Raw genomic sequence first — 18,871 nt, 5'->3', positions numbered from 1 at the left:
TCTATCGCCCTAGGATTTGATGATACATCATCCAAATAGTCCTCTATCCGTTCCTACCTTTCATATGACAAATGCTATCCATACGACGTGCATACCGACTAACGGTAGAAGCTGAAAGACCGTAGCGTCGAGCAACTTCCTGATATGAGGTAGGATGCCCCAACATTTTGGATGCCCAATATTCAAGCGCCGCTGACCAAGCTTCCGTATGATCAAGTTCCGGCGTATCGGGATAACTTTTATGCAAGAACTCCGTCCATAAACTCTGAACATCCTGCTGCTGAGCTAAATCCCCTACATAATCCATCATTTCGAGCGTTCGATCAACAACCGTACTTGAAGGATCATTCCAGTCCGAAGAAGAAAGCTCTCTTACAATGTGTAGAGATGGCATTAACCCCTCTATAGCAGAAGATGAATCTATTACAGTCTCTTCATTCATCCCTTGAAGAACAAGCTTAGCTGCCTCTTTTATAACGATATCCTCATCCGGCTCTAGCAACAGAGCTTCCAATACCTGCTTTACCTCTTCATCAGCGATCAAAGCGAAAGATTGAATAACTTGCAGTTTAGTCGCTGTGTCGCCATGTCGGAGTGCCCAGAAGAAGGATGATCGAATCAATGGATTCTGTATAATTTCTTCCGTTATTCCTTCATCGTTCTGTTCCCATTGCTTCATCTGCTCCTCAAAAGGGAGATGATAATGGTAACTAATTTTCGGTTGTTTCGTTATTCCTTCTTGAAACTCTTGCAACTGGGATAAATAAAACTCTGGAACCTCAGAAAGAGGATCTATCTTGATAGCATGTCTCCAATATCTCTCTGCATCCACATATCTTCCACAGTTAAAAGCAGCTGTAGCCGAGTAGTGGTACAAGCTTGGGTCCCAGTTCAATTCCTCATCCTTCAACAAACGACGAAAGTGTCTATAGGCTTGCTCATGTTGACCTAATATACCCATCGTTGTGGCAAGTTTAAACAAATGCTCCTGATGGAAGGGAACCGTGACCGACAGCATATGCAAAAGTGGAAGCAACTGCGTCATATCGTTCTCATGCTGGTAGAAAATGGCCAAATTACAAAGCCCATGTAGATTCCCTGGGTCTTGTTCTAACACTTCTTGGATCGTTATCTTAGCTTTCTCAAACAGGCCTACATAATAATAGGACAATGCTAAATTATTACGAGCTGCGAGGAAATCCGTATTGCTCTCCACTATTTGCTCTAATAATTCTACAGCTTGAGCGAACTTGCCTTCTTCCAGAAGAGTACGAGCATGTTCATGCTCCACCATTCCTTCACGACTCTTGATCCGGGTCAACTTCGTAGGACGATCTAATTCATGAAAAAGCAGATCCATCATTTCTTCTGCTTCCTCCAGAAATTGACCAACACCATCTTCCTCTAGATAGCTAACTATTGCTTTCTCGGCTTCTTCGAAATTTTCCATATTGGCAAAGTTGTTGGCCATATAGAAGTAGCATTCCGTCATATTTGGATCAATATTCTCAATAATTTGAGATAACACGATATTAGATCCCGCATAATCACCCATTTCCGACATGACTCCGGCTACATTGCAATGATTTACTGGATTATCTGGTTCATACTCTACTGCTTTTCCGAAATATCTCAATGCCTTGTCATAATGATTGCGATCTAACGAACGTACAGCCCTTTCGAAGAAAAAGTTCGCATCCAGATGGACAGGTATTATTTTATTGTACAGGACTTTAGCCCGTTGTTTATCCTCATTCATTGAACCAAGGCACCTCCTTTTCCTTCTAACCTTTTACCTATGATATTATACCATAAGTTGATAAAACGAAGAAAAGACGCCGCATATTTAAATGCCGGAGTCTTTAAACAACGTAGCGATGGATCCACCTTCTATAATAATACGAGTCGCCTGAGAAAGCATAGGTGCCACAGATAGAACCTTTATCCGATCTACGTATTGTTCCGGAAGTGCTATGGAGTCTGTCACGACAACCTCCTTAATATTAGGATGCATCAATCGTTCTAGCGCATTACCTGAGAACAGACCGTGCGTAGCACAGACATACACATCTTCTGCTCCACGTTCCTTCAATCCTTCTACCACATTAATAATCGTTGTGCCTGTATCAATTAAGTCTTCGATAATGATCGGTGTTTTCCCCTTAACATCACCTATCACATGTGTGATCACAGATTCATTGTGTGAAGGGCGCTTCTTAATCATAATAGCAAACGGAGAATCTAATTGATTCGCTAATTTCTCTGCCATGGAAGCACGTCCAGCATCTGGAGATACAATAACCGGGTTAACAATATTCTTCGTTCTCAAGTACTGGCTAATTAGATCTAGTGCAGTTAAATGATCTACTGGTATATTGAAAAATCCCTGAATAGCTGGGGCATGTAAATCTATCGTGATGACTCGATTAGCTCCAACTGTTGTTAGCACATCCGCCAGCATCTTAGCAGATATCGGTTCACGAGGAGCCGATTTGCGTTCCTGTCGTGCATATCCGTAATAAGGTATTATTATGTTAATCGTACGAGCCGAGGCTCTCTTCGCTGCATCTATCATGACAAGCAATTCCACAAACATATCGTTGATCGGATGTGAAAGCGATTGGACTAAGAATACATCACAGTTACGAATGCTTTCCTCATAGTTGACATAAATCTCGCCACTTTGAAAGCGCGAACGCTTGACACTTCCCAATTCCACGCCTAATTTACTACAAATATCCTTTGCTAATTTCGGATTCGATGATCCAGTAAACACAAGCATCTTATGCTGCATAGTATCCTCCCGATTTCAAGCCACTTATAATGAGCATTCAAAAAGCCAGCTTTTCAACACCGGCGTGATCAAAAGATGACTTTTTTGAATGACCTCTTATAGACTTGAGTTAATCAATATGTATATGTAGTATACAGGATTATGCTAGATTTCAAAAGGTACCTCTTTCCGTCTCCTCTTATCGAACACAGATAATTGTCGGTATCCGACATCCCATAGTAAAGCACGAGCCTGATCTAGATGCTCGCCAAGTCGCAACGGATCATGTGCATCAGAACCGATCGTTAGTGGAATCCCAAGCCTAAAGGCCTCCGTCACCATCCGTTTACTTGGGAACATCTCCTCGCAAGCTTTAGATAAGCCAGAGGCATTCAGTTCCATCACCATCCCACTGTTCAACACCGCCGTAAGTGCCGAATTCTCCAACGCTTCTACCTCGCTTTGTTTATCCAGTGCAGGGCGATAGCCGAATCGCTTAATGACATCTATATGCCCCATAATGTCATATAATCCGGTTGCTGCTGCTTTCTTCACAGCATCATAGTATTGTTCATAGACAGTAATAATATTCTTTCCTTCCCAATGATGGGTTTGGCGATAGTCACTAATATCCCATTCTCCGAGGAAATGGACAGAACCAATCACATAATCCCATGGATAGGATGTAATGATATGTTCGATCTCTGCTTCATATCCTTCGATATAGTCACCCTCAATGCCGATGCGAATATCGATCTGATCCTTATAACGTTCCTTCAGGGCAAGACACTCTTCTACGTAGCGTGGGAGTTCGTCCATAGGCATCGCCATCTCTGGATAATACGTGGCAGGATCAACATGAATCAGCGGCATATGATCGGATAGACCAAGCTGAGATAGACCCATCTTGATCCCTCTCAGAACGTATTCTTCCAGTTCTCCGATCGCATGTCCACAACGGGCATGGTGTGTATGATAATCGATCAACATGATCGAATCCCTCCTCTAGTCGCGTCTTGGCCGCTCATGGCGCAGGCTAAGCTCGGTCATGATGTCATCTAACGGCAGCTTACGTTCTTCAAGAAGTACAAGCAGATGATAGATCAGATCACTTACTTCAAGGCGTAGTTCATCATTATCTTTATTTTTCGCAGCAATGATCGCCTCTGCAGTTTCTTCTCCTACTTTTTTAAGGATTTTATCGACACCCTTATCAAATAAATACGTAGTGTATGCACCCTCTGGACGTTCTTTCTCACGATCCGAAATAATCTGTTCCAACTCCGCCAGTACAGCGAAACGATCAGAAGTTTGATTAGCACTTGTTGATGGAAGATCTTCCTTCTTCTCCATTGGTACTTCATTAAAGAAACAAGTTACTTTGCCTGTGTGGCAAGCAGGACCTTCAGGCTTCACTAGAATCAGTAAAGTATCACCATCACAATCGTAGCTTAACGAGGTAATACGTTGTGTATTTCCTGAAGTTGCCCCTTTATGCCATAGTTCCTGTCTAGAACGACTCCAGAACCATGTCTCTCCACTTTCAACTGAAAGCTTAAGCGATTCAAGATTCATATAGGCCATCATTAGCACTTCTTTGGTCGTTACATCTTGTATAATAGCAGGTACTAGACCCGCTTCGTCGAAGCGAATATCATTCTTTATTTGCTCCCAGTTTAGGCTATTACTCATCGAATCTCCACCCCTTTTTGCTTTAAATCCATTTTTAAATCATGAATCGTCATTTCTTTATAGTGAAAAATAGTCGCTGCCAATCCCGCATCAGCTTTGCCCGTTGTAAATACGTCATAGAAGTGATCTGTCGTACCCGCTCCACCTGAAGCAATCACAGGAATTCCTACAATTCCAGATACAGCTGACGTGAGAGGAAGATCGAATCCATCCTTGGTACCATCAGCATCCATACTCGTGAGTAGTATCTCACCTGCACCCAAAGATTCCGCTTCTTTAACCCATGATAAAGCCCGAATACCCGAAGCTGTACGCCCACCGTGCGTGTATACTTCCCATTCGCCCCAAGACTCATTGTACTTGGCATCGACCGCTACAACGATACATTGAGATCCGAAACGACGTGCCCCTTCAGAGATCAATTGTGGATTGAGCACCGCGGCCGTATTAATTCCGATCTTGTCCGCTCCAGCACGTAGAATTCTTTTCATATCATCCACATGTGAGATTCCTCCACCTACTGTGAATGGAATTGAAATTTCACCTGCAGTCTGCCTAACGACTTCGACCATCGTTGCGCGACCTTCCACTGAGGCTGAAATATCCAAGAATACAAGTTCATCTGCTCCCTCACGGTCATACAGCGCCGCCAGTTCCACCGGATCACCCGCATCACGCAAGTTGACAAAGTTAACACCCTTCACTACCCGACCGTCCTTCACATCCAGACACGGAATGATACGTTTAGCTAGCATATTTCTCTTCCCCTCTACCTATAAATTCACTGTATCCCATGCCCTTAATCTCTTTACTCACTAGCCCTGCTTCTTAACTGCTCGCACCGCTTCTTCTAGATCAATATTGCCCGTGTAAAGTGCCTTACCTACGATAGCTCCGCCAATTCCTTCATGATAATAGGCACTTAGACTAAGAAGATCGTCCAACACCGTAACGCCTCCTGAAGCAATCACCGTACGACCGCTGCTCACAGCTAAAGAACGAATCGCCTCAACGTTTGGCCCCTGCATCATGCCATCCCGCGAAATGTCTGTGAAGATAAATGTCTCTGCACCTTTAGATGCTAATTCCTTAGCCAATTCCTCAGCTTTCACTTCGGATGTTTCTAGCCAACCCCGAGTAGCTACATACCCATCTCGCGCATCAATTCCGATAGCTACTTTATCACCGTACGTACCTAGAACAGCTTCTGTAAAAGGACGATCCTCAATCGCTGCGGTTCCAATAATGACCCGACTCACACCAAGCGCTAACAACCTTTTCACGTCATCAAGAGTACGTAATCCGCCTCCAACTTGAACAGGCACATTCACTCCCTTGACGATAGCGCCAATGATGTCGTCATTAACAGGATGACCCGCCTTCGCTCCATCCAGATCCACTAGATGTATGTACGTTCCGCCTTGTTCCTCCCATGCCTTGGCTACCTTCAATGGGTTATCATTATAGACCGTTTCTTGATTGTAATCCCCTTGTATCAGCCGCACACATTTCCCATCACGTATATCAATCGCTGGATAGATAATAAAAGATGACATCTTTCGTGACCCCCATTTTTCTCTTGTAATCTATATTGGTGAAACTTATACTTTCTTATATTTCAAAGAATAGATCCCTTCAAAGGGCTCCCCGTAATCTTAAGGAAATTCTGCAATAAGTTCATTCCAAAGTCTCCGCTCTTCTCTGGGTGAAACTGCATGCCAAAGACCGAATCGCGGCCTACAATAGCCGTTACTGACTGATTATAATCCGTTGTTGCTAATAGATCGCTCTTCACTTCCGGGAGAACATGATAGGAATGTACGAAGTAGACATAACCTTCATCAAGTCCCGTGAATAGCGGATTATTCTGATCCTTATACTGAATCTTATTCCAACCCATATGTGGTACTTTATAATCGCCCCCTGCGAACCTCACCACGGAGCCAGGCAGAATACCCAGACCCCCGTGGATGCCATGCTCTTCACTTGTGCTGAACAGCAGCTGCATGCCTAGGCAGATGCCCAGTAGCGGTTGCTTACTTGCTGCAACCTTCTGCATAGTCGCATCGAGCGAGCTCTCCTGCAGATGCTCCATAGCGTCAGCGAAGGCGCCGACGCCAGGCAAGATCACGCCATCTGCAGCTAGAATCTCACCTTCATCACCGCTAATGAGCGCCTCATAACCGAGACGCTCAACAGCCTTGCTCACACTGTGGAGGTTGCCCATCCCGTAATCCACAATCGCGATGGCCACGGATTACAGCACACCTTTCGTGGAAGGTACACCCTTAACCCGCGGATCAATGCTCGTCGCTTCATCAAGCGCACGTCCTAGCGCTTTGAACACCGCTTCGATCATATGATGCGTGTTCTGTCCATAATGAACAATGACGTGCAAGGTTATACGAGCTTCAAGCGCTAACTTCCATAGAAATTCATGCACTAACTCTGTCGTGAAGCTACCCACCTGTGTCGAAGGATACTCCGCGCGGTATTCGAAATGGGGACGATTGCTAATATCAATAACCACTTGTGCCAAAGCCTCGTCCATCGGTACGAACACGCTAGCATAGCGCTTAATGCCCCGCTTATCACCCAACGCTTCCCGAAGCGTCTGACCTAAGCAAATGCCAATGTCCTCCACGGTGTGGTGATCATCAATCTCAATATCTCCCAGCGCTTTCACCGAGAGATCGAATTGTCCATGCTGCGCGAATAAATCTAACATATGATTCAAGAACGGAACATCCGTCTCTAACTCCGAAACCCCACTACCATCTACCGAGAAAGAAAGCTTGATATCCGTCTCATTCGTCTTTCTACTGACACTTGCCTCACGTAAGCTCTCACTCATATTATTGTTCGTCATGTTCATTAACTCCTACCTTTCCTTCCTTCTCAAGCCGTACTTCGATCGCTCGTGCATGGCCTTCAAACCCTTCATGTCGTGCCAGTTCCATAATCATGGCACCGTTCTTCAGCAATGCTTCCTTACTATAATAAATCATGCTTGATTTCTTAATGAAGTCATCGACATCCACAGGTGAAGAGAATCTAGCTGTCCCATTCGTCGGTATAATATGGTTAGGCCCTGCGAAATAGTCACCCACTGGCTCGGAGCTGTAAGGACCTAGAAAGATAGCCCCTGCATTCTCAATACGACCTACATAAGCCATCGGATCCGGCACAACGATCTCCAAATGTTCAGGAGCCAAACGGTTCACAACAGAGATCCCCTCGTCTATAGATTCCACCACAAGGATCGCCCCATTGTTCTCAATCGATGCACCTGCGATATCTCGACGAGGCAACAAAGCTAATTGCCGTGTTACTTCTGCTGACGTCGCTTCCGCAAATGCCTGTGATGGCGTCACAAGAATGGCTGAAGCCATCTCATCGTGCTCTGCCTGCGATAACAGATCAGCGGCAACATAGACAGGGTCAGCCGTCTCATCGGCTAATACGACGATCTCACTCGGTCCTGCGATGCTGTCTATATCGACTACGCCGTACACTTCACGTTTCGCAAGAGCAACATATATATTGCCGGGCCCACATATTTTATCAACTGGAGCAATCGTTTCCGTTCCGTAAGCTAAAGCAGCAATCGCTTGCGCCCCTCCCACACGGTAAATCTCATTCACACCCGCTTCAGCAGCAGCAACAAGGATATGAGGATCGATTCCCTCTTGACCATTCGTTCCCGGTGGAGTAACCATAACAATCTCCGGCACGCCAGCCACTTGAGCTGGAATCACATTCATAAGTACAGATGATGGATAAGCTGCCTTACCACCCGGCACATAGACACCTACACGTTTGAGAGGACGGATAATTTGACCCAATATGCTTCCGTCTGGTTGAAGGTCCATCCATGAATTTCTCTTCTCTCTCATATGAAAGGCCCGGATATTCGCCGCCGCAGCTGCAATGGCTTCCACAAAGGATGGCTCCACACGTTCATATGCCGCGGTAAGTTCCTCTTGCGTCACTCTAAGCTGTTCAGTAGATAATACAGTCCGATCATGCAGCTCCGTATAACGTAGTAACGCGGTATCTCCTTCATCCTTGATATCGCTCACGATTTGCTTGACTGCTGCATTCTGTTCCTCGGTACCGTAATCTACTTCCCGCTTTAAATTAAACTCCTGAATCGGTACAATTCTCATCCCAAGTCTTCCCTCCCCACCACTAACACACGATTTATTCATTTCTCCTAGATGAAGTTCAAAAAGTCACCTTTTGATCACGAGGTATACCAAGAAGTTTATTCGACATCGAATATTGAATTCAGCCGGTCCTAGCAAATGCTTTCGAGGTATGTTTCCTTCGGAAACATTTCAGGTGCTCACGTAGGTACTGCCTACGCTCCGCTCCTCACTCCCTTGCTTCATCCAATCTTCTCGGTGCTGAAAATCTGACTTTTTGAACTCGAACTTACATCAGTTACTTTATCTTTAATTCTGGCACAGGGATCACTTTCTCGAGCAGATCGCACAATGCTTGAATTTGCGTGTTCTTCATCCGATAACTCACACGGTTAGCGATGAGTCGACTCGTAATTTCAAAAATACTCACCATCTCCACCAGGCCATTATCCTTTAAGGTCTGTCCCGTTTCTACCATATCCACGATCCGGTCAGCCAATCCAATCAAAGGTGCTAGCTCAATCGATCCATTCAGCTTAATAACCTCAACTTGTTGCCCCTGTTCACGGAAATATTGCGAAGCAACATTAGGATACTTCGTAGCTACACGTTGCTGTATACCTGGTTGCCAATTCGGTAGGCCAATAACTGACATGCGACAACGCGCGATACCTAGGTCGAGTAACTCATATACATCCCTGCTATCTTCAAGCAGAACATCCTTACCTACAATACCAATATCGGCCACACCGTACTCAACATAGGTAGGCACATCCACTGGCTTGGCTAATATAAACTCCATCCCGAACTCAGGAAGTGGAACTACCAATTTTCGTGATTCATCCACTTCTAGCGGAATAGCTAATCCAGCTTGGCGAAAGAGCGTAGCTGCCTTCGTATAGATGCGCCCTTTCGGCATCGCGACTTTTAACGTTTCTCCCACATGCTCACCTCCCGTTATCCTCAGCTATGTTAGACTCATCTTCAGAACGCTGTCCGAGTTGTACTAACTTCGTAATGACGGTATGTCCCGCATTGCGAAGTCTAGTCGCTTCCTGTAACCCTTCTTGACGTCCAGATGCTTCATATTCAATAATGATAGGTTCTATCTCTGGTTCTTGAAGGCCATGTACACCATCTAAGATTCGATTCGTTTTGAGGGCAAAGCCCGTTGCAGGAATCGACCGACCGAATTGTTGCAACAGATTATCATAACGCCCACCGTTACACACAGGGAAGCCCAGCTCAGATGCATAGCCCTCAAAGGTCATGCCCGTGTAATACGAGAAATCACCAATCATAGTTAAATCAATCAGTACATGCTCCGAGACACCATAGGCTTCCAGCACCTCCCACACCTTAAGCAAATGATCAATAGATGCTCTAGCTTGTGGATGGTCACTTAATTGTAACGCTTGCTCACAGGTCTCTTTACCACCACGTAGTCGAACGAGCCCATCCAGTATATCTCTTTCTGCATCAGACAAGTCCAGCTGAGTAATCGTATTGCGAAAGCCCACATAATCACGAAGCAGTAGTCCTTCTTTCAGTAACTCCTGTGCATCGGCACGATCCGGAACAACTTCTTCGAACAATCCATGCAAGAACCCAACATGACCCATTGCGATTTTAAAAGAGGACACCCCTGCCGATTTCAATGATTCAATCGCAAGCGCCACAACCTCTGCATCAGCCTCAGCTGAGTCGTCTCCAAGTAATTCAACACCTGTCTGGAAGAACTCTGCCTCTCTGCCCGCTTCCTCTTCAATCGAGCGAAATACATTCGCATGATACGATAATCGAATAGGTAGCGATTGTCCCTTCAACAGAGAAGAGGCAACCCTTGCAATGGGGGCAGTCATATCCGAACGGAGCACCAACGTAGTCCCCCGATTATTGAGCAACTTAAATAATTTCTGATCTGATGTGGAACTCGCTACGCCTACAGTATCGTAATATTCCATTGTAGGTGTCATAATCTGCTGATATCCCCAACGATCCATACAATCTAGCACATTCCGTTCGATCTTACGTAATTTCTTAACTGCATACGGTAGATAATCCCGAACGCCAGTCGGTTTCTCAAAGCCTTTTGGCTTAAACATTCACATTCACCTCTACTTAAACATTACTATGGATTCACATCCAATTACTTTAATACATTAAAGTTATACCGTGCTAATAAGATAAAGAATTTCTGCTATTATAGCATGAGTAAAGGTTGATCGTCAACGAGAGAATGACACTTTAAGATTTCAATCCATTGCTTCGCTTCACTTCATGTACATCGGGTTTTTTAGCTTTGAGCGATACCAAATCTGGATTTTTTCCAAGAAAAACCCACGACCAAGATATTCTTTTGAAACAAACATGTACCATCGCCCAACTCAGAAATAACGCAACGAGTAAACCACCGACGATAAATAAGAGATACCCTATCGACTCTGGCTGTACATAGTAACGGAATCGACGATACAGCACGAGAATAATAGGATGTAGAAGATATATGCCAAAGGAAAGCGCACCCATTCTAGTTAGAATGGCCACCACTTTTCGAGATGCCTTTCGATAAATTAGAAATGTAGCGTGCAACAGAACTAATGCTGATAACATGGTGTGTATATTCCACACAAGTTCATACCATAAAGTGTTAACGTAATTGCCCGTTGATCTCAATTCATGCCATAACTGTACATGAATACAGGCTATAACAAACCATACAATCCATAGTGTAATCGTCCATCGTCTTTGTCCCTGCGTCAGTCGATCCCAAGTATTCAATAACCATGGCTTTATTCTGGTGAAATTTATAGCTATATAAGCACCCATCATATAATAAGCTAAATACGAAATAGAGTAGCTCCCCTTGTTCGATAGCTGAAGACTATACTTATTAATGAATACAAAACCCCACTGTATGGCCAAACCTAGCGGTATAGCCCATTTCACGATCCACTGCTTCGATTGCAACAGTCTGAGGATCCATGGAAATAGGATGTAGAATTGAACACTAATAAACACAAAGTATAAATGTGTATGCGCTGTCCCCGTCAACCAAGTATAGCCGAATCTTATCCCAAGTTCACCGAAAGGAACACCTATTAATTTTTGATTTATGTATTGATTCACTATAAAGTAGCAGAGCGAGACAATCGTGTATGGAAGTACTATGTATTTCAGCCTTTGCCGATAAAATCTAGAAATAAGTCCGATATTTACAGAGCGGTCATAATAATTGTAGAACAGCACAAAACTACTTAAAAAGATAAATGAAGGCGTCCCATATTTGAAAAATATATTCATGAAGTTATATACATAATAAATTGGTGAATCCATAGCCTGTACACCAGCGGCATAAGAAGATGCGTGAACATTAAGAACTCCCCATATAGCTATCGCTCGAAACACATCAAGTTGAGGTAACCGTTCCCTTTTGTTTATTTTCAAAAAGATTCCCCTTTACATTGAAGTATAAAGGAAGGGACCTAACGGAGTAATCACCATCAGATCCCTTCTGTCACAGCAGCAATTCTCTACCCTTTAGATTTCAACTCACGCAATGGATTCCCACCTACGAAAGTTCCTGCAGCTACATCCTTATGTACAACAGACCCCGCTGCAATAACCGCTCCATCCCCGATCGTTACACCAGGTAATATCGTCGTATTCGCCCCGACCATGACATGATTCCCAATCGTAACGTCACCTAGTCGATATTCCTGAATCAAATACTCATGAGCTAAGATCGTTGTATTGTAGCCAATAATTGTGTTATCTCCGACAGATATTTTCTCCGGGAAAAACACATCTACCATAACCATCAATCCAAATGCCGTGTGACGGCCAACCTTCATTCCTAATAGATTTCTATAAATCCAGTTCTTCACTTGAAGAACTGGACAGTAACGAGCAATTTGAATACATATAAAATTTTTGATCCCTTTCCAGGGACTAACGGTTCGATAAATCTGCCACAGCGCATTGGGACCTTCCACTGGATATCGGGTAACCTTTCTCACTGTATCTTACCCCTGTTCTAACACAAGATATAAATCCTTCATCGTATGCAACATATATTCTGGATTGTACACTCTAAGTGCTTGCTCACCTTTCAGCGACCAAGAGACACCCGCAGATAACACTCCTGCCGCTTGAGCAGCCTGAATATCAGCTGGGCTATCCCCTATCATTAGCGTCTTACTGGGATCCGATCCAAGCTCCTTCACTGCCTTAAGCACAGGTTCTGGATGGGGCTTCGCATGCTCGACATCGTTAACAGTCACAATCGAATCCATATACTTCATAAGTCCGAACATCTCAAGTACTTTTAAAGTACCTGGTCGATTCTTTGTCGTTACAACACCCATAGCGATTCCCCGTGCATGTAATTCTTCAATCACTTCCAACACCTGTGGAAAGGGACCTACATTCCCATCATGATTACTATCATAGTAACTTCTATAGTCCTTTACAAAAGGAGTTACATCCTCCGTACCTGTGAAATGAACAATTTGCTGTTCTAATGTCATTCCCATCCGCGGAATAATCTGGTCTCTCGAGAACGGAGCAGGGGCATGGTCTTGTAATGCATGTATGAAAGAATTAATAATATGTTCGTTAGTGTCAATAATCGTTCCATCAAGATCAAATAAAACGGTGTTAATCATGTAGTAGTTACTCCTTTTTAGTATCCTTTGAACCTTCTTCTTCCTGTGCTATACGTTCTGAAGATGGTGTCTTCTTCGGTTGCCTGTGGTTTAATGATGCTTCTGGCATCGTATCTACAGTTACCTTTGTACATATAATGGGATCGAGATATCTCTCTTCCGCTCTGCTTGTTACACGTCGATAGATAATAAAAGCTACGGCACCAATAATAATCAAGATCGGCAATAGCTGTGATATTCTCACATTTCCATAATCAACATCCAGATGTCCATAATCGAACCCCAACCCTTTCATAGGGCTCCATAGACCATTGATCATAGACGCTAACCATTCTGGGCCTTGAAAAGCTAGACTATCCGTACGCAAACCTTCAATGAAGAACCTGCCAATCGAATACCAAATGAAATAAGAAAGAAACAACTCAGCTGCACGCAGAAATTTCTGCCGACGTAGAATGAGTAGTAGCCCTAGACCTACAAGATTCCATAGCGACTCATATAGAAATGTTGGATGGTGAAATACCCCTTGAACATTCATTTGATTCACGATAAAATCCGGTAAATGTAAGTTATTTTGCAAAAATGACTGTTCCACTGGTCCACCATAGGCTTCTTGGTTAACGAAATTCCCCCATCGCCCAATGATTTGTCCAATAAGTAATCCAGGCGCACAAATATCAACGATCCGCCAAAATTTATATCCTTTATAACGTGTAAAGAAGATGGCAAATATGATCGCAGCTATTAAAGCTCCGTAGATAGCGATACCACCATTCCATATTTTAAATACATCCCAAAGGTTTCCTCTATAATCTTCCCATTTAAAAGCAACATAATAAATGCGTGCACCAATAAGCGCCGAAGGAACACCTATCAACAACAGATCCATGAAGAACTCTGAAGAAATACCATATCTCCGACCTTCACGAATCGCAAGCAAAATCCCAGCCAACGCACCCAATCCAAGAATTAGGCCATACCAATGAACCTGTAGCGCTCCAATCGATATTGCGATTGGATTAAGTAATAAAGTAGCCATCTGATCACTCCTAATCCATATCATCGCTTTCTTCCGCAATCGTTGCTGTCAATTTATTTGTGAATTGAAGAGCCGCATTCAGACCCATTTGTTTCAGTCTATAATTCATTGCAGCCACTTCAATAATAACAGCAAGGTTCCGTCCTGGTCGCACAGGAATCGTCACCAATGGAATATCCGTGTCAATGATCCGTGTCGTTTCCTCATCTAATCCCAGTCGATCATATTGTTTATCCTGTTGCCAATTCTCTAGCTTAACGACTAACGTGATCCGTTTATTGTTACGTACGGCGCCTGCGCCAAAGAGAGTCATCGCATTAATAATACCTACGCCACGAATTTCAAGTAAATGTCTAATCAACTCAGGTGCTGAACCATGAAGCTGGTTGTCCGATGTTTGGCGAATTTCCACCGCATCATCTGCCACAAGGCGATGCCCTCTTTTGACCAGTTCTAATGCAGTCTCACTTTTACCAATACCACTAGAACCTGTAATAAGCATTCCTACTCCATAGACATCACACAGTACACCATGAATAGTTGTTGTAGGTGCTAATTTCTGCTCAAGGAATCCGGTGATCTTACTAGACAGAATCGTCGTAGCCATACTACTACGTAGCACAGGTAGATTCCTCTCATTACTAATATCAATTAGCTCTTGTGGTACTTCTAGAGACCTTGTCACTACGATACAAGGAGTCTCATCCGTACAGATTTTCTGCATACGGTCTACTTTTTCCTCATCGGTCAACATTTCGAAGAACGCTAATTCCGTTTTCCCAAGGAGCTGCACTCGCTCTTGAGGATGATATTCAAAATATCCTGCCATTTCAAGACCAGGCCGATTTAAATCATCTACCGTAATGGTTCGTTTAAGACCTTCTTCACCTGCGATGACTTCCATGTGGAATTGTTGAACTAGTTCTGAAACTTTAACACGTTTAGCCATGTCTTATCTTCCTCTCATCAAGTGTATCTATGTACCTACAATAGTTGAGTTCATGTTCAAAACAATTAAACCCTTTTTCACTATATCTATCGTAAATGAAATTGCTATTGAATGCAATCACTGCCAGAATTTCAAAAAGACCACCCTTTCGGGCGGTCTCTGTATGCATTAATGATATTGTATTACTCTGCAACTAGAACGTTAAGTTCAGTTTCTTTATCAAAGATATGAACTTTGTTCATATCAACTGCCAAGCGAACTGTACTACCATCACGAGTTGTAGAACGGCCATCTACACGAGCAATAACGGTATCTTCACCTAAACCACTCAAGTAAAGTAACATTTCATGTCCAAGGTTCTCAGTAACATCAACATTTGATGTAAAGATCGTGTTCGGTGATGCTTCTAAGAATACAGGCTCTTCATGAATATCTTCAGGGCGAACGCCCATAATTACTTCTTTACCAATCAAACCTCTACTCTTCAAGATTTGAGCCTTACCACCAGGAACTTCTACATCTAGACCACTTGATTTGAAGCGAACATTACCATTGGATTCACTTAGTGTACCATGGATAAAGTTCATTGTTGGTGATCCGATGAAACCAGCTACAAATAGATTAGTTGGGCTGTTATACAGCTCTTCTGGAGAAGCAGCTTGTTGAATGATACCATCTTGCATAACAACGATACGATCACCCATTGTCATAGCTTCTGTTTGGTCATGCGTTACATAGATAACAGTTGTTTCTAGACGTTTAGCCAATTTAGTAATTTCCGCACGCATTTGACCACGTAGTTTCGCATCCAAGTTGGAAAGAGGCTCATCCATCAAGAAGACTTGCGGATCACGTACAATCGCACGACCCAAGGCAACACGTTGACGTTGACCACCAGAAAGTGCTTTTGGTTTACGATCAAGCAAATGCTCAATATCTAGAATTTTTGCTGCGTTACGTACTTTCTTTTCGATTTCGTCTTTTTTCACTTTACGCAATTTTAGACCGAAAGCCATATTCTGATATACGTTCATATGAGGATACAAGGCATAAGATTGGAATACCATCGCAATATCACGGTCTTTAGGCGCTACATCATTTACAACACGATCTCCGATATAAAGTTTACCTTCTGAAATCTCTTCCAAGCCAGCGATCATCCGAAGTGTTGTAGATTTACCACAACCAGATGGTCCAACGAGGACCAAAAATTCCTTATCTTTAATATCAAGATTGATATCGATAACTGTTGCTTTGTCTGCACCCGCGTATTTCTTGTAGATATGCTCTAAGCGTACACCTGCCATTATATTTTCCCCCTAAGTAATATGTTTGTAATCGTAACCATTTGATATTCTTATTCTACCTAACATCATCAAGACTGGCTATCCACAAACTGCACAAAAAAACTATTTCCTTTTCGTCACTTTATACAATAGCATTGTGAGTTTAATCAGAACGGCATCTCCAAAGTTCCGAACATCAAGACCTGTCTCATTCTTGATCTTATCGAGCCGATAAATGAGTGTATTCCTATGAATATACATTCTCTTTGCTGTCTCACTGACATTACAATCTAATTCAAAAAAAGTCTCCAACGTCAAAAGTGTTTCTGTATCTGTCAATAGAATCGAGTGATCTCCCACATGTTGTAGGAACTGAGTCCGTTGACTACTAGGTATACTAAAAACAAGTTGTTCTAATACCAAATCCCAGGGAAGGTGAATATAATCCGTAATGTGAAAAGTCTTTCCAAGAAGTATCGTCTCTCTCAACATAACTACGATTGCAGGTAACCCATTCCTTATATCTAATGGAAGTGCAACCGACAAGTGAAATACTCCTACCCATTCATTGGCAACTAGCTCATGTAAACCAAGGCAAAATGCAGATAGTATCTCTTCTACCGTCTCCTCCTGCTCGTCCTCTCGCTCATCCAAGCTCCCCAAGATTAGTTCTTGACGTGCTAAGATTAACCATTCATGATTCTTTAGTGGAATTAATATGATCTCCCCATCGAAATAGCTAATGAGTAGTTTCTTTAATTGTATGTACGATATGTCCGGCAAATGAGTGCCCTCACTACTTAGTACAAAAGGTACCATTTCCGATATCATTTGTTTCTGGACTAAAAGATGTTCTGGAATACGTACCTCTAGCTGTCCTAATTCAATCTGTTCCTGAATCCACAGGCTCAGATTATGAATATCTCTCTTCTCTTCCTCTTGAGGGGTTATTGATACTTGTGATTGATCCCTCATGTTAGCCAGAATAAGTTCCATGAATTGAACTTCCTCTAAACTTAACGCATTTAATTCACCTGCTAGGACCGACATTTTACCATCTTTGTTATACAGAGGAAACCATACTTCGCCCTCGTTCACAACTGAATCCATCAGCGTACTGTTTTTATAATTGAAAAAAGAGTCAGTGTCCTGCTTATTTAGTTCTTTAATCGTGAGGGGTATACCTACAATTTGTTGTAACTTCTGCCGTAATGATTCCATCCTCATTATCAAGTTAACCCACCTACCACTTCACCTATTTATTAATATACTAACATATCTAGTCCCAAAAGAAGAGTAAACAAAAAGTCATCAACCTCTAGAGGTTGATGACTTTATCGTATTATGAGATGAGCCATGAAGGATTCGAACCTTCGACACCCTGATTAAAAGTCAGGTGCTCTACCAACTGAGCTAATGGCTCATAGTAAGAATGGAGGATGATGGATTCGAACCACCGAACTCGATGAGAGCAGATTTACAGTCTGCCGTGTTTAGCCACTTCACTAATCCTCCGCAGAAAAAAGGTGGCTTGGAACGGAATCGAACCGCCGACACAAGGATTTTCAGTCCTTTGCTCTACCGACTGAGCTACCAAGCCACAATATATTATTTAAACAAAAAAATGGCGGAACCGACGGGATTCGAACCCGCGATCTCCTGCGTGACAGGCAGGCATGTTAGGCCAACTACACCACGGTTCCACACTTTTTAGTAAAAATGGTGCCGTCGAGAGGACTTGAACCCCCAACCTACTGATTACAAGTCAGTTGCTCTACCAGTTGAGCTACAACGGCAAGTGTATGAGTACACTATATATAAGTGCATCCATCAAAAATGATGGTGGAGGCTGAGGGGATCGAACCCCCGACCCTCTGCTTGTAAGGCAGATGCTCTCCCAGCTGAGCTAAGCCTCCTGGGTATGTATGGTAGCGGCGAAGGGGATCGAACCCCCGACCTCACGGGTATGAACCGTACGCTCTAGCCAGCTGAGCTACACCGCCACATATATATTCCTTACTTATTCATGATAGATCAATGGCGGAGAGAGTGGGATTCGAACCCACGCACCGTTTACACAGTCTAACCCCTTAGCAGAGGGTCCCCTTATAGCCACTTGGGTATCTCTCCAAATGAATCATGAATCAGAGATTGATTCCCTGAAAACTAGATACGAACGAATTTGTGTTAGAACATTATAGGATAAGCCCTCGACCGATTAGTATTGGTCAGCTCCGCACATTGCTGCGCTTCCACCTCCAACCTATCTACCTCGTAGTCTTCAAGGGGTCTTACTAATTGGGAAATCTCATCTTGA

The 18,871-nt window shown here is 43.3% G+C and carries 18 protein-coding genes, 8 tRNA genes and 1 rRNA gene; all 27 read right to left on the bottom strand.

Going from position 1 to position 18,871, the window contains the following annotated elements; all coding sequences use genetic code 11:
• Nucleotides 1-43: 43 nt before the first annotated feature.
• Nucleotides 44-1,759, bottom strand: coding sequence for a tetratricopeptide repeat protein (locus tag AC1TO8_RS14230; protein WP_482056285.1), 1,716 nt, complete (start codon nt 1,757-1,759; stop codon nt 44-46).
• An 87-nt stretch (nt 1,760-1,846) separates the two neighbouring features.
• Nucleotides 1,847-2,794: a ribose-phosphate diphosphokinase gene (locus AC1TO8_RS14225; RefSeq protein WP_482056284.1), complete on the bottom strand. Its 948-nt coding sequence runs from the start codon at nt 2,792-2,794 to the stop codon at nt 1,847-1,849.
• Between the two features lie 144 nt (nt 2,795-2,938).
• Nucleotides 2,939-3,763, bottom strand: a complete 825-nt coding sequence (gene hisJ / locus AC1TO8_RS14220) for a histidinol-phosphatase HisJ (RefSeq protein WP_482056283.1) — start codon at nt 3,761-3,763, stop codon at nt 2,939-2,941.
• A gap of 15 nt (nt 3,764-3,778) precedes the next feature.
• Nucleotides 3,779-4,465, bottom strand: a complete 687-nt coding sequence (gene hisIE, locus AC1TO8_RS14215; RefSeq protein ID WP_482056282.1) for a bifunctional phosphoribosyl-AMP cyclohydrolase/phosphoribosyl-ATP diphosphatase HisIE — start codon at nt 4,463-4,465, stop codon at nt 3,779-3,781.
• Entirely contained in the window at nt 4,462-5,220 is a 759-nt protein-coding gene (gene hisF, locus AC1TO8_RS14210) for an imidazole glycerol phosphate synthase subunit HisF (RefSeq protein ID WP_482056281.1), read from the bottom strand. The genes hisIE and hisF overlap by 4 nt, the downstream gene beginning before the upstream one ends.
• A gap of 60 nt (nt 5,221-5,280) precedes the next feature.
• Nucleotides 5,281-6,021: a 1-(5-phosphoribosyl)-5-[(5-phosphoribosylamino)methylideneamino]imidazole-4-carboxamide isomerase gene (gene hisA, locus AC1TO8_RS14205; protein ID WP_482056280.1), complete on the bottom strand. Its 741-nt coding sequence runs from the start codon at nt 6,019-6,021 to the stop codon at nt 5,281-5,283.
• Nucleotides 6,022-6,083: 62 nt separating this feature from the next.
• Complete coding sequence (hisH, locus tag AC1TO8_RS14200) at nt 6,084-6,719, bottom strand: imidazole glycerol phosphate synthase subunit HisH (protein WP_482056279.1); 636 nt, start codon at nt 6,717-6,719, stop codon at nt 6,084-6,086.
• A gap of 3 nt (nt 6,720-6,722) precedes the next feature.
• The gene (gene hisB / locus AC1TO8_RS14195) at nt 6,723-7,340 is read right to left on the bottom strand and encodes an imidazoleglycerol-phosphate dehydratase HisB (protein ID WP_482056278.1); all 618 of its coding nucleotides are present in this window, start codon (nt 7,338-7,340) and stop codon (nt 6,723-6,725) included.
• The gene (gene hisD / locus AC1TO8_RS14190) at nt 7,321-8,634 is read right to left on the bottom strand and encodes a histidinol dehydrogenase (protein WP_482056277.1); all 1,314 of its coding nucleotides are present in this window, start codon (nt 8,632-8,634) and stop codon (nt 7,321-7,323) included. Before hisD ends, hisB begins: the two co-directional genes overlap by 20 nt.
• A 277-nt stretch (nt 8,635-8,911) precedes the next feature.
• Entirely contained in the window at nt 8,912-9,556 is a 645-nt protein-coding gene (gene hisG / locus AC1TO8_RS14185) for an ATP phosphoribosyltransferase (RefSeq protein ID WP_482056276.1), read from the bottom strand.
• A gap of 4 nt (nt 9,557-9,560) precedes the next feature.
• A complete protein-coding gene (locus tag AC1TO8_RS14180) occupies nt 9,561-10,718 on the bottom strand; it encodes an ATP phosphoribosyltransferase regulatory subunit (protein WP_482056275.1) in 1,158 nt (385 codons plus the stop codon).
• A 142-nt stretch (nt 10,719-10,860) separates the two neighbouring features.
• On the bottom strand, nt 10,861-12,060 hold the full coding sequence (locus tag AC1TO8_RS14175) for an acyltransferase (protein ID WP_482056274.1): 1,200 nt from the start codon (nt 12,058-12,060) through the stop codon (nt 10,861-10,863).
• An 86-nt stretch (nt 12,061-12,146) separates the two neighbouring features.
• On the bottom strand, nt 12,147-12,632 hold the full coding sequence (locus tag AC1TO8_RS14170; protein ID WP_482056273.1) for an acyltransferase: 486 nt from the start codon (nt 12,630-12,632) through the stop codon (nt 12,147-12,149).
• A gap of 6 nt (nt 12,633-12,638) precedes the next feature.
• Nucleotides 12,639-13,280 (bottom strand): pyrophosphatase PpaX, encoded by a 642-nt coding sequence (ppaX, locus tag AC1TO8_RS14165; protein ID WP_482056272.1) that lies wholly within the window; start codon nt 13,278-13,280, stop codon nt 12,639-12,641.
• A gap of 7 nt (nt 13,281-13,287) precedes the next feature.
• Nucleotides 13,288-14,319, bottom strand: a complete 1,032-nt coding sequence (gene lgt, locus AC1TO8_RS14160) for a prolipoprotein diacylglyceryl transferase (RefSeq protein ID WP_482056271.1) — start codon at nt 14,317-14,319, stop codon at nt 13,288-13,290.
• Between the two features lie 10 nt (nt 14,320-14,329).
• Nucleotides 14,330-15,268 (bottom strand): HPr(Ser) kinase/phosphatase, encoded by a 939-nt coding sequence (hprK, locus tag AC1TO8_RS14155; protein ID WP_482056270.1) that lies wholly within the window; start codon nt 15,266-15,268, stop codon nt 14,330-14,332.
• Nucleotides 15,269-15,450: 182 nt separating this feature from the next.
• Nucleotides 15,451-16,575 (bottom strand): ABC transporter ATP-binding protein, encoded by a 1,125-nt coding sequence (locus AC1TO8_RS14150; protein ID WP_482056269.1) that lies wholly within the window; start codon nt 16,573-16,575, stop codon nt 15,451-15,453.
• Between the two features lie 102 nt (nt 16,576-16,677).
• Entirely contained in the window at nt 16,678-17,781 is a 1,104-nt protein-coding gene (locus tag AC1TO8_RS14145) for a helix-turn-helix domain-containing protein (RefSeq protein ID WP_482056268.1), read from the bottom strand.
• 123 nt (nt 17,782-17,904) lie between these two features.
• Nucleotides 17,905-17,977 (bottom strand) — tRNA-Lys (locus AC1TO8_RS14140).
• A gap of 10 nt (nt 17,978-17,987) precedes the next feature.
• Nucleotides 17,988-18,069, bottom strand: a tRNA-Tyr gene (locus AC1TO8_RS14135).
• 12 nt (nt 18,070-18,081) lie between these two features.
• Nucleotides 18,082-18,154: transfer RNA gene (locus AC1TO8_RS14130), tRNA-Phe, on the bottom strand.
• Between the two features lie 25 nt (nt 18,155-18,179).
• Nucleotides 18,180-18,257: transfer RNA gene (locus AC1TO8_RS14125), tRNA-Asp, on the bottom strand.
• 17 nt (nt 18,258-18,274) lie between these two features.
• Nucleotides 18,275-18,350, bottom strand: a tRNA-Thr gene (locus AC1TO8_RS14120).
• Between the two features lie 44 nt (nt 18,351-18,394).
• Nucleotides 18,395-18,470, bottom strand: a tRNA-Val gene (locus tag AC1TO8_RS14115).
• Nucleotides 18,471-18,480: 10 nt separating this feature from the next.
• Nucleotides 18,481-18,557 (bottom strand) — tRNA-Met (locus AC1TO8_RS14110).
• Between the two features lie 35 nt (nt 18,558-18,592).
• A tRNA-Ser gene (locus AC1TO8_RS14105) sits at nt 18,593-18,684 on the bottom strand.
• Between the two features lie 68 nt (nt 18,685-18,752).
• Nucleotides 18,753-18,871 (bottom strand): 23S ribosomal RNA (locus AC1TO8_RS14100); the annotation flags it as partial.

The sequence above is a fragment of the Paenibacillus sp. Y859 genome (assembly GCF_056786405.1).
The sequence above is the reverse complement of the archived record's forward strand: the minus strand, read 5'-3'. Positions and strand labels throughout refer to the sequence as shown.